We start from the raw sequence: 12,272 nt of genomic DNA, 5'->3' as shown, positions 1-12,272 counted from the left end.
TTGCTCCGACAGGCTCATGGACATCGCCAACCCCCTCGCCGCCCGGCGCAGACGCCGCCGCAAGCAACTCGCCATCGGTGCCGGTGTGCTGCTGCTTGCCGGTCTCGTCATCGGTGCCGTCAACCTCGGCCCGGCCCTGCCCACGGTCGAACGTTCCGCCGCCTGGATCGATACCGTGCAACGCGGCGACATGCTGCGCGAAGTGCGCGCGCCCGGCACCCTGGTGCCGCGCGACATCCACTGGCTGGCCGCGCAGACCGGCGCGCAGGTGGCCCGCATTGAAGTGTGGCCGGGCACCCATGTCGAGCCAGACACGGTGCTGCTGCGGCTGAGCAGTCCGCAGGTCGACAGCGATCTGCGCACCGCGCAGGCGCAGGTCGCCGCCGCCGAGGCGCAGGTCGCCGCGAAGCAGGCCACCTTGCAGTCGCAGTTGCTGGACGAGCGCTCGTCGCTGGCGCAGGCGCAGGCCGACCATGCGTCGGCGAAGGTGAAGAGCGATGCCGATGCGAAGGCGATGGCACAGAATCTGATCCCGCGCGTGCAGTACGAACAGGAACTGATCGCCGTGAAGCAGCTGGAGCATCGTGCCGAGGTGGAGCAGCAGCGCGTGCAGGCCTTCGGCGCCGGCATCGCGGCGCAGATGGCCGCGGTGCGCGCCGAGCTGCAACTGCAGCAAAGCAATCTGTTGCTGCGCCAGCGCCAGTCCGACGCGCTCGACGTGCGTGCGGGCATCGCCGGCACCTTGCAGCAGATGGCGGTGCAGGAAGGCCAGCAGGTCGCCGTCGGCGCCGACCTGGCGCGGGTGGCACGTGGCGACGTGCTGATCGCGCGGTTGCGCGTACCCGAGGTGCAGGCCAAGGACGTGGCGCTGGGCATGCCGGTTCAAGTGAACACCTATAACGGCATGATCGACGGCCGCGTCACCCGCATCGATCCGGCGGTGGTGGACGGCAGCGTGCAGGTGGACGTGACGCCGACCGGTGCGCTGCCAGCCGGCGCGCGCCCGGATCTTTCGGTCGATGGCCGCATCCGCATCGCCGAACTCAAGCAGGTGCTGTCGGTAGGGCGTCCGGCCCAGGTCGAGGCGAACAGCGAGGTGAGCCTGTTCCGGCTGGACCCGGCGGGCAACACCGCCAGTCGCGTGAAGATACGCGTGGGCGCCACCTCGGTCGATCGCGTGCAACTGCTGCAGGGACTTGCGCCCGGCGATCGCGTCATCCTTTCCGACACCAGCCAGTGGGACAAATATGAGCGCATCAGGATCCAATGATGATCTCCACACGGGCTCCTACGAGAATCCCGAGCATCACCGTGAACAATTTTCTGAAATCGGCGGAGTCATCATGAACGACACCAGCAACGTCATCACCCTCGGCGGCATCCGCAAGGTATTCCAGGCCGACGAAGTGGAAACCCATGCGTTGAGCGACGTGCATCTGGACATCCGTCGCGGCGAATACGTGTCGATCTCCGGCCCGTCCGGCTGCGGCAAGACCACGCTGCTTTCCATCCTCGGCCTGCTCGACACCGCCAGCGCGGGCAGCTACGTGCTCAACGGGCATGACGTGGCCGCGCTCAACGCGGCCGAGCGCGCGCGCATCCGCAATGCGGAGATCGGCTTCATCTTCCAGGCGTTCAACCTGATCGGCGACCTGAGCGTGCAGGAGAACGTCGAACTGCCGCTGACCTACCGCAGCGGCATCGGCGCCGGCGAGCGGCGCGAGCGGGTGCAGGAAGCACTGGAACGCGTCGGCATGGCGCACCGCATGCGCCATTACCCGGCGCAGCTGTCCGGCGGCCAGCAGCAGCGCGTGGCGGTAGCCCGTGCACTGGTCGGCAAGCCGGCGATCCTGCTCGCCGACGAGCCGACCGGCAACCTCGACTCGCGCAATGGCGAGGCGGTGATGGCCCTGCTCGACGAACTGCACAAGGGCGGCGCCACCATCTGCATGGTCACCCATGACACCCGCTACGCCGAACTGGCCCAGCGCAAGATCCGCCTGTTCGACGGTCGCGTGGTCGACGAGGAAACCTACGATCGCCTGCGTCGCGAGGACGAGCAGCGCATCGATGCGTTGATCGGCCAGCGCGTGGAAGTCGGCGCGTGAAAGTGTGGCTCGGCGAAATCTGGCGAACCTGGCGCGCCAGCCTGCGCCGACCCGGTTTCCTCCTGCTGGCGGCTGGCGTATTGGCGCTGGGTGTGGGGTCGGCCAGTGCCGTCTTCACCATGATCGACGGCGTACTGCTGCGGCCCTTGCCCTATTCGGCGCCACAGCGGCTGGTAGCGCTCGGTCCGTTGCAACAAGGCACCGTACAGGCCGTGTCGCCGCAGCAATATCGGCAGCTTGCCGATTTGCCGGGCGTGGGTTCGCTGGGCATCTTCAAGGATGGTTTGACCGCCGCGAATGTCGCTGGTCATGGCGAGCCGATACAGGTGCCCGCACTGGAAATCGACCATGGCCTGCTGCCCACATTGCGTGTGCAACCTGCGCTGGGGCGCAACTTCACCACCGAGGAGGACCAGCCCCACGGTTCGCCCGTGGTCATCCTGTACCACGGCTTCTGGCTGCGTCGTTTCGCGGGCAGCCGCACGGTGATCGGGCAGACCCTGCAGGTGGAAGGCGTGGCGCACACCATCGTCGGCGTGCTGCCGGCGGGCTTCGATCTCGGGCAGGCCTCGATTGCGCTGCCCACCGCTTTCCCGGTGCACACGGGCGACGATGGCACCAATTACACCGCGGTGGCGCGGCTGGCGCCGGGCGTCACGCGCGCCGCGCTGGCCGCGCAGGTGCAGACGCGGCTGCATGCCTTCTATACCGCGCAGGGCAGCCACGCGTACGGCGGCGACTTCTGGCATCGCGCGCATTTCGGCGCGCAGGACTTCGGTGCGAATCAACATTCCGATCAGCGCGCGACGTCGCTGATGTGGCTGGCCTGCGCGTCGCTGCTGTTGTTGATCGTGCTGGTCAACCTCACCAACCTGATGATGCTGCGTGCGATGGGGCGCAGCCATGAGGCCTCGGTGCGTGGTGCACTCGGCGCGCCGACCTGGCGAGTGGCACTGCCTTCCATGGCGGAGGGCATGCTGATCGGCGTGGCTGGCGTGCTGTTCGGACAGGTCTTGGCCGCGCTGGGCTTGTGGGCCTTGCGCACGTGGATGCCGGCCGACTGGATGGCCGTGGAATGGACGCGTCCCGGTGGCCTCAGTCTGGGTTGGCTCGCATGGGGCCTGGCCATCGCCGTCGGCTTGTTCGGCGCCTTGGTTGCCACCGTGCTGGGTGTGTGGCGCGGCCGTGCGGCCTTGTCGATGGACAGCCTGCGCGAAGGCGGCCGCAGCGGGCCGAATCGCCGCAGCAGCCGGCTGGGCGGGCTGCTGGTGATCGCGCAAGTGGCGCTGGCCTCGCTGCTGTTGAGCGCGGCTGGCGTGTTCCTGCACACCTTGCTCGACAACGCGCGGGTCGATCTGGGCTTCGATGCGCGCAACGTGCTTACGTTCGAACTGGCGCCGCTCAAGGCAACGTATCCGGATGCTGCTTCGGTGCAGGGCTTGTCGCAGCGGCTGACCGATCGCCTGCGTCAAATCCCCGGCGTACGCGAAGCCGCGGCCGGCACCAACCTGCCTGCCGGCGATTTCAGCGGTCAGTGGAACATGGGCGGCCTGCATGTGCCGGGTGGTGAGGATTTCAACGAACAGTTCCATGCCGCCGATCCGGACTTCTTCAAGGTGTTCGGCATAAATCTGAGGCAGGGGCGCCTGTTTGCCCATGCCGATGTGCGCGGCGGCGAGGCGGTGGCCATCGTCAACCGGAAATTCGCCGACAAGTACTACAACGGCCACGCGCTGGGCCAGACCATCCAGCGGGGATCGGGCGCGGGCATGCTCTCCGCGCGCATCGTCGGCGTGGTGGCCGACACTTACCAGTTCGGACCGGAAGATCCGGATTCGGTGACGCCCATTCTCTACCTGCCGCTGGCGCAGATGCCGGACGACGAACTGCGCGTGTTTCGCATGTACGAGCCGTTGCGATTCGCCATCAAGGTACGGGGCAACCCCGAAAGCTACCGTGCTGCGGTCAAGCAGGCCGTGGCCGAGGTGGCGCCGGATCAGCCGGTCAATCATGTGCTCAGCATGGCGTGGATCGTGCACGACACCACCACCGATACGGAATTCAACCTCATGCTGGTCGGCCTGTTCGGCGGCCTGGCCCTGCTGCTTGCCGGCGTGGGCATGTATGCGGTGATGGCCGTGGCCGTCGCCGCGCGGGAACGCGAATTCGGCGTGCGCGCCGCACTCGGTGCGGCGCCGCGTCGGCTGTTGCTGCTGGTGTTGCGCGGTGGCCTGCTGCAGATCGGGTTGGGCCTGCTGGCCGGCGTGATGCTGGGTGCGACTGGATCAGGTGTGCTGCGTGCCGTGGTGGTGCAACTGGGACGCAGCGTGTTCGACCCCTGGTCCATCATCGTCGCGTGCGCGGTGTTGGCTTGTGCCGGTCTGCTCGCCTGCGCGGTGCCCGCTGTTCGCGCCGGACGCACCGCGCCGATGCGCGCCTTGCAAGGGGAATAAGTCGATGGAACAGACATCCTGCGAGGTTTTCCCATGAACATCTGGCTCAGTGAAATCTGGCGCGCCTGGCGCGCCAGCCTGCGCCGCCCGGGCTTCCTGTTGCTGGCGACCGGCGTGCTGGCGCTGGGCATCGGCGCCAGCGTGGCGGTGGCCACCTTGATCGCAAACACCTTGTGGCGGCCGCTGCCGGTGCCGCAGCCGGCGCAACTGGTGGTGTTCGGCCAGTTGCACGACAACGGTCATCCCGGCGGCATCTCGCCGCACGAATACCAGTACCTGGACAAGCTCGACGGCGTGACGTCACTGGGACTGGAGCGCCCCGGCTCGACGGTGAACGTCGCCGGCGCGGGCGCGCCGGCGCAGGTGCCGGTGATCTACATCGATCGCAACATGCTGCCCACGCTGGGCCTGCAGCCGGTGCTGGGACGCAACTTCGATGTGCAGGAAGATCGCCCGAACGGCCCGGCCGTCGTCATCCTCGGGCACGGCTTCTGGCAGCGCAGCTATGCCGGCGACATCCATGTGATCGGTCGCAGCCTTCGCGTCGAAGGCGTGCCGCGCACCATCGTCGGCGTGCTGCCGGCCGGATTCAACACCGTGCTCGGCGCCGGCGACGTGGTGCTGCCGACGGCGCTGCCGCCAGCGAGCCGCGACTACAACCACAACGGCACCGTGGCGATCGCGCGGCTGGCGCCGGGCGCCGACCTCACCGCGGTGTCGGCCCAGGTCGATGCACGCGAGCGTGCGATGTACCGCGACATGGCCATGGGCGGCAACTGGCAGAAGCCGCGCTTCGGTGCCGAAGGCCTGGCCTCGACCGTGCAGCAGGATGCGCGGCCGATGCTGCTGCTGTTCCTGGCCAGTGCGCTGCTGGTGCTGTTGATCGCGCTGGTCAACCTGACCAACCTGATGTTGCTGCGTGCGCTGTCGCGTAACCACGATGCCGCGGTGCGCAGCGCATTGGGCGCATCGTTGCCGCGCCTGATGCTGCCGGCGCTGGGCGAAGGCCTGCTGGTGGGCGGCGTCGGTGCCTTGCTGGGCATGGCGTTTGCCGTGCTTGGGCTGGCCTTGCTGCAAGGCTTCATTCCCGCCGAATGGCTGTGGGGCGGCCAGTTGCACATCGGTGCGGCGGCCTGGGCGTCGGCGTTCGGCGTGGGCCTGCTGGGCGCGCTGCTGGCCGCGGTACTGGCGCTGTGGCGCAGCCGCAGCGCGACCTCGGTGGACGAATTGCGCGAGGGTGGCCGCAGCGGCATCGGCCTGCACAGCGGCCGGCTGGGCCGCCTGCTGGTGGTGGCGCAGGTCGCGCTGGCGGCAGTACTGCTGTGCGCGGCCGGCGTGTTCATGCGCGGGCTCTACGACGCCTCGCAACTGCGGCTGGGCTTTGCCGACGACCACGTGCTCACGTTCGAACTGGCGCCGGTGAAGGCCGATTATCCGGACGTGGCCGCGATAAATGTCCTGTCGCAGCGGCTGGTGCAGCGGCTGTTGGCGATACCCGGTGTCACCGATGCTGCGGTGACCACCAACCTGCCGGCCAGCAACGACCTGTACGGGCAACTGCAGACCAACCCGCGTACGCCGGACGGCAAGGAGTTCGTGGCGCAGTACCACGGTATCGGCCCGGGCTTCCTCAAGCTGTTCTCCATCCCCCTGCGTGAAGGGCGCGACTTCAAGCCCGCCGACACGGCCGGCAGCGAACGGGTCGTCCTTGTCAGCCAGGATCTGGCGGACACGTATTACGGTGGTCACGCGGTGGGCAAGATGATCGACGTGCCTCGTGAGGGTGGCGGCGCATGGTCGCTGCGCATCGTCGGGGTGGTGGGTGCCACCTGGCAGCGCGGGCCGCTGCAGCCCTTGCAGCCGGTGCTGTACATACCGCTGGCGCAGATGCCTGAGCCATCGATGACGATCATCCGCGAGATGGAGCCGCTGCGCTTCGCCTTGCTCGGCCACGGCAACCCGCTGGACTGGCAGACCGGCGTGCGCGAGGCGTTGACGGAAGTGGCGCCGCAGCAGCCCATCGCGAACCTGCGCGACATGCGCGGCATCGTCCGCCAGACCACGCAGAACGCCCGGCTCAGCCTGTGGCTGATCGGCCTGTTCGCCGCGCTCGCACTGCTGCTGGCGGCGGCCGGCCTGTATGCGGTGATGGCGGTGGCGGTCGCCGCGCGCGAGCGCGAGTTCGGCGTGCGCAGCGCGCTGGGCGCCGCACCGCGGCGCTTGCTTGGCCTGGTGTTGCGCGGCGGTTTGTTCCAGATCGTGGCGGGACTGGCGATCGGCGTGGCGGTCGCGCTGGGTGCGGCGCATGCGGTGGCCGCGCTGCTGATGACCCTGCTCGGTCGCAGCAATGCTTTCGATCCGATGGTGATGCTGGGCGTCTGCGCGGTGCTCGCCGCTGCGGGCCTGCTGGCCTGCCTGTTGCCGGCGTTGCGCGCCGGTCGAACCCATCCCATGCGCGCGTTGCGCGGAGAATAGTCATGATCGTTCGTGAATTCCGCCATGCCTGGCGGCGACTGGTGAAGCGGCCCGGCTACACCGCGCTGTCGGCCGGCGTGCTTGGCGTGGGGCTGGGTGTGCTGTTGTTCCTGTTCGGCATGATCGATACGCTGATCGTGCATCCGCTGCCGGCGGCGGCCGATCAGCTGATGGCGATCGGACCGACCCGCGACAACGGCATGGGCATCTACGACGTCGACAGTGACGACTACCTGCAACGGCATGGGCGCTTGCAAGGCGCGGCGGTCGACGGCGCGTATGTGCCCGTGGGCATCAGCCTGGACCGGGGCAATGGCCCGGCTCGCTACGACGGCACGCGCTGGACGGCGTCGATGATGAGCATGCTTGACGTCCACCCGATACTCGGGCGCGCGTTCAGTGCGGCCGACGATCGGCCGGGTGCGGCAGCGGTGGTGCTGCTGGGCGAAACCTTGTGGCGGCATGATTTCCATGCCGATCCGGGCGTGCTGGGTCGCGCGGTGAGGGTGAACGGCGACTGGGCCACGGTGGTCGGCGTCATGCCGAAGGAGTTCGATTTTCCCTATGCCAGCCAGCTGTGGATGCCGCTGCCGTTGCGCGCCGGCGAGCACGAGGATGTGGCCATGGTGGCTCGGCTCACGCCTGGCGTCAGCCTGACCGAAGTACGCCAGCAACTGGACGCACTGAATGCCAGCCTGCGTCATGGCGCGCCAGTCGCCGATATGCAAATGCGCATGACGGTCAAGCCGCTGGGTGTGCAATTCGTGCCCGAGGACGTGCGTCACTGGGTGTGGCTGATGTTTGCGGCCGGTGCCCTGGTACTGCTGCTCGCCTGCGTCAATGTGGCCAACCTGCAGTTGGTGCAAACCTTGAATCGTCGTCGCGAGCTGGCCCTGCGCAGTGCCCTGGGCTGCAGCCGCGGGCGCTTGATGGCCGGTGTGCTGGCGGAGAGTATGTTGCTGGGGGCGATGGCTTTCATGGTGGCGTTGCCGATGGTGCATTTCGGCAAGCGCTGGATCGTGGGGGAATATCTGGGAGTGGGTCGCTCGGCCAGCAAGCTGCAACACCTCGGCATCGACGGCAGCGTGCTGATCTTCGCTGTCGTCGTCGCGCTGCTCACCACCGCACTGACCGGGTTGATTCCGGCATGGCGCGCCTCGCATGCCGGCATGTCCAGCGCGTTGCGCGAGGGCAGCAAGGGCTCCGGTGGCGCGTTCGCACGGGTGGCAAAGACGCTCGTGGTGCTGGAGATCATGCTCACCGTGGTGCTGCTGGTCGGCGCAGGTACCTTCATCCGCTCATTGGATCAGCTGTTCACGACCCCGCTGGCCGGCGGTGCCGATGCCAGCCATGTGCTGACTGCGCAAGTCGCGTTGCCGACCAGGGCCTATGCCGACGACAAGCAGCGCTTGCGCTTCTTTGCCAGCGTGACCGAACAGTTGCAAGCCGACGGCAACGTGCTCGACGTGACGGCAGCCAATACGGTGCCCGGCGCGCAGCTGGGTAGCCACGAGACGGTTTCCGCACTGGGCCAGGCACGCCCGGCGACCGGTTGGCCATGGGCGCAGATGGGTATTGTCGACGATCATTTCCTCGGCGCATATGGCGTGCACCTGGTCGAGGGGCGCTTCTTCGATGCGCGCGATCGCGCCGACAGCCTGCCGGTAACCGTGATCGATCGGAAAACCGCGCAGGCGCTATGGCCTGGGCGCGATGCCGTCGGGCAGCGGTTGGTGTTGTATCCCGGTCAGTCCTGGGCCAGCACGAGGACCGTGATCGGCGTGATCGAGCCGCTGCAAATGGACAACGAGTTGGAGAAGTCATTGCCGGGCTTGCTGATGCCGCTGCCGCAGTCGGCGGGATCTTCGCCGCTGGCCAGTGTAGGTCTGGCGCTGCGCACGCATGGCGATCCGATGGCGTTTGCGGCACGGCTCAACGCGATCGTGCATGGCGTGGATGCGCAGGCTGTGGTGTATGCGCCACGCAGTCAGACGACTGCGATCACTGCCGGGCGCGTGCATCTGGTGGTGCTGACCGAGGTGTTCGGTGCGCTCGGCCTGGTGGCGCTGCTGCTGGCGGCGGCAGGCCTGTACGGTGTGCTGGCGTTCTCGGTGGCGCAGCGCACGCGCGAGATCGGCATTCGCCGCGCGATCGGTGCCGATTCCGCGGCGATCGTGCGCACGGTGGGACGGCAGCTGATCTGGCAACTCGGCCTGGGTCTTGGCGTGGGCTTGCTGCTGGCATGGCCGTGGTCGGGTCTGTTGGCAGATTCCGGCCTGCACACCCAGGCGCACGACATGGCGGTGTTCGTGCCGGTGGTGCTGGTGGTGGTGATGATTACCCTGCTGGCGGGTTTGCTGCCGTTGATCCGCGCGTTGCGGGTGGATCCGCTGGTAGCCTTGCGTTACGAGTGAGGCCACCGAAATCGGTACCGTCCATTCAACCCCTCTTGCAGGAAGCTTCCAGCCCCATGGCGCGATCGACACCTTGTTCCACAGTCTTGCTGGTCGACGACCAGGCCGATGTGCGCGAGGCACTGCGCCTGCTGCTGAAGTCCGAGGGGATCGCCAGCGTGGGCGCGGACGGCCCCGCGGCGGCACTGGAGGCAGCGCGCCAGCGCGATTTCGGTTGCGCGCTGATCGACCTCAACTACACCCGCGACACTACCTCGGGCGCCGAAGGCCTGGCCTTGCTGGACGCCTTGCGCCAGCACGCGCCGGAGTTGCCGGTGGTGGTGATGACCGCGTGGGGCAACGTGCCGCTGGTGGTGGACGCGCTGCGTCGCGGCGCCGGCGATTTCGTCGAGAAGCCGTGGGACAACGCGCGCGTGCTGAGCATCGTGCGCACGCAGAGCGCGCTGGGCGAGAGCGCGCGCCGGCAGCGCCGGCTGGAAGCGGAGAACGCGTTGCTGCGTGGCGGTAGCGAAACCCTGATCGCCGAATCGCCGGCGATGCGGCGGGTGCTGGAGCTGGTCGCGCGGGTGGCGCCCAGCGATGCCAACGTGCTGGTGCTGGGCGAGAACGGCACCGGCAAGGGCGTGATCGCGCAGGCGCTGCATGCGCAATCGCGACGCGCCGCGAAGGCGCTGGTCAAGGTCAACATGGGCGGCATCGCCGAGAACGTGTTCGAGTCGGAGATGTTCGGCCACGTGCGCGGCGCGTACACCGATGCGAAGGGCGAGCGCATCGGTCGCTACGAGCTGGCCGACGGCGGCACGCTGTTCCTTGACGAGGTCGGCAACGTGCCGATCTCGCAGCAACCGAAATTGCTGCGCGTGCTGGAGGACGGCGAGTTCGAGCGGCTCGGCTCCTCGCGCACGCAGAGTGCGGACGTGCGGCTGGTCTCGGCCACCAATGCCGATCTGGCCGTCGAGGTCGAGGCAGGGCGCTTTCGCAAGGACCTGCTGTATCGCCTCAACACGCTGGAGATCCGCCTGCCGCCATTGCGCGAACGCCGCGACGACATCCTGCCGCTGGCGCGCAGCTTTCTCGAACGCAGTGCCGCGCGCTATGGCCGCCACGGGTTGAGCCTGGCGCCCTCGGCCGAACGCGCACTGCTGGCATGGCGCTGGCCCGGCAACGTGCGCGAACTGGGCCACCTGATGGAGCGCGCCGCGCTGCTGGCCGAGCACGACCTGGTCAGCGATTCGGCGCTGGCATTCGGCCCCGGGCCGAGTGTCGGCGACGCGACGGCGGGGCTGGACGACATGACCATCGAGCAGGCCGAAGCGCATCTGGTGCGACGTGCGCTGGAGCGCCACGGCAACAACCTGCAGCATGCCGCCGATGCGCTGGGCGTGACCCGCCAGACGCTGTACCGGCGCATGGAGAAGCACGGCCTGCGCGATCCTTCGTCCGACGATGCCGACTGACGCCGGCCGCCGCGGCAACCGGCTGCCCGCGTTCGAGCGGCGCGTGCTGCTGGGCAGCTGGCTGGTGGCCTTGCCGGCCCTGGTCGCCGTAGCCGTCTTGTTGATCCTCGGCGTGCCGGAGCGCGCGCCGTGCTGGTTGCTGGCGCTGATGGTGTTGCTGGCCACCGCGCTGATCGCGCGCTGGCAGCAGCGTCGCGTGACGTATCCGCTGTACACCCTGGCCGGCCTGCTGGAGGCGCTGCGCGAGGGCGACTACAGCCTGCGCGGGGTGGCAGGCGGTGTGCTCGGCGGCGCGATCTATGACGTCAATGCGCTGGCCGATCGCCTGCAGCAGGAGCGCCTGCAATTCGAGGATTCCGCGCGCCTGCTCGGCAAGACCCTCGATGCGCTGGACAGCGCGGTGCTGGTGTTCGATCACGAGACCCGTTTGCGCCTGCTCAACCCGGCCGCGCAGCGCCTGTTGGGCGACGATCGCCAGGCGCTGCTTGGTCGACGCGCCGACGAGCTGGCACTCGATGCGCTGCTGGCCGGTCCGCGCGAGCAGGTCGTCCGGCAGGTGTTTGCCACGCGCAGCGGGCGCTTCGAGATCCGCCACGCGCCGCTGCGCAACGAAGGGCGGCAAGGCCAGCTGCTGGTCATCAACGATGTGGGACGCGTGCTGCGCGAAGAAGAGCGCCAGGCCTGGCAGCGGCTGCTGCGCGTGCTTGGCCACGAGGTCAACAACTCGCTGGCCTCGATCCATTCGCTGGCCGGCACGCTGGCCACCGTGGTCGCGCGCGAGCCGCTGGCCGAGGACTGGCGCGAGGACACCCGCGGCGGCTTGCAGGTGATCGGCAACCGCGCCGAATCGCTCGGCCGCTTCCTGGCCGGCTACAGCAAGCTCGCGGCGCTGCCGCCGCCGCAAAAGCGCCTGATCGATCTGGCCGAACGGGTGGCCGCGGTGGCGCGACTGGAACAACGTCTGGCCGTGCAACTGGACGAGGGCGTGCCGCTGCCGGTGCAGGCCGACCCCGACCAGATCGAGCAGGCGCTGATCAACCTGCTGCGCAACGCGGTCGAAGCCAGCCTGTCCGGCGGCGGCCAGGTGCGCATGCGCTGGCGCGAAGAAGGCGAACGCGCGCTGGTGGAGGTTCTCGACGACGGCCCCGGCCTGCCCGGCAGCGACAACCTGTTCGTGCCGTTCTTCACCACCAAGCCTGGCGGCTCCGGCATCGGCCTGGCCCTGGTCCGGCAGATCGCCGAAGCGCACGAGGGCGGTGTCAGCCTGGGCGCCCGCGATGACGCCCGTGGTGTGCTGGCCACCTTGTGGCTGCCGCTACCGTAAGTGCGGATGGCTGTGCGCCTCGCTTCCAGGGGATCGTCTTG

At 68.5% G+C, this 12,272-nt stretch carries 7 protein-coding genes; all 7 read left to right on the top strand.

The window, feature by feature from the left end; translation table 11 throughout:
- Window positions 1–16: 16 nt before the first annotated feature.
- The 7 genes from ACQGNJ_RS15435 (at window position 17) to ACQGNJ_RS15405 (ending at window position 12,231) form a co-directional block, all read left to right on the top strand.
- Window positions 17–1,270, top strand: coding sequence for an efflux RND transporter periplasmic adaptor subunit (locus ACQGNJ_RS15435; protein ID WP_426690138.1), 1,254 nt, complete (start codon window positions 17–19; stop codon window positions 1,268–1,270).
- Between the two features lie 73 nt (window positions 1,271–1,343).
- Window positions 1,344–2,108 carry an ABC transporter ATP-binding protein gene (locus ACQGNJ_RS15430; RefSeq protein ID WP_426690137.1) on the top strand — a complete coding sequence of 255 codons (765 nt, stop codon included), beginning with the start codon at window positions 1,344–1,346 and terminating at the stop codon, window positions 2,106–2,108.
- Window positions 2,105–4,561 (top strand): ABC transporter permease, encoded by a 2,457-nt coding sequence (locus ACQGNJ_RS15425; RefSeq protein ID WP_426690136.1) that lies wholly within the window; start codon window positions 2,105–2,107, stop codon window positions 4,559–4,561. The genes ACQGNJ_RS15430 and ACQGNJ_RS15425 overlap by 4 nt, the downstream gene beginning before the upstream one ends.
- A gap of 33 nt (window positions 4,562–4,594) precedes the next feature.
- Window positions 4,595–7,036, top strand: coding sequence for an ADOP family duplicated permease (locus ACQGNJ_RS15420; protein WP_426690135.1), 2,442 nt, complete (start codon window positions 4,595–4,597; stop codon window positions 7,034–7,036).
- Window positions 7,037–7,038: 2 nt separating this feature from the next.
- Complete coding sequence (locus ACQGNJ_RS15415; protein WP_426690134.1) at window positions 7,039–9,450, top strand: ABC transporter permease; 2,412 nt, start codon at window positions 7,039–7,041, stop codon at window positions 9,448–9,450.
- A 56-nt stretch (window positions 9,451–9,506) separates the two neighbouring features.
- Window positions 9,507–10,907 carry a sigma-54-dependent transcriptional regulator gene (locus ACQGNJ_RS15410; protein WP_426690133.1) on the top strand — a complete coding sequence of 467 codons (1,401 nt, stop codon included), beginning with the start codon at window positions 9,507–9,509 and terminating at the stop codon, window positions 10,905–10,907.
- Window positions 10,897–12,231, top strand: coding sequence for a sensor histidine kinase (locus tag ACQGNJ_RS15405; RefSeq protein ID WP_426690132.1), 1,335 nt, complete (start codon window positions 10,897–10,899; stop codon window positions 12,229–12,231). Before ACQGNJ_RS15410 ends, ACQGNJ_RS15405 begins: the two co-directional genes overlap by 11 nt.
- Window positions 12,232–12,272 lie beyond the last annotated feature (41 nt).

Origin of the sequence: Rhodanobacter ginsengiterrae (assembly GCF_050026815.1) — a bacterium.
In the GTDB taxonomy this organism is placed as follows: Bacteria; Pseudomonadota; Gammaproteobacteria; order Xanthomonadales; family Rhodanobacteraceae; genus Rhodanobacter; species Rhodanobacter ginsengiterrae.
The sequence above is the reverse complement of the archived record's forward strand: the minus strand, read 5'-3'. Positions and strand labels throughout refer to the sequence as shown.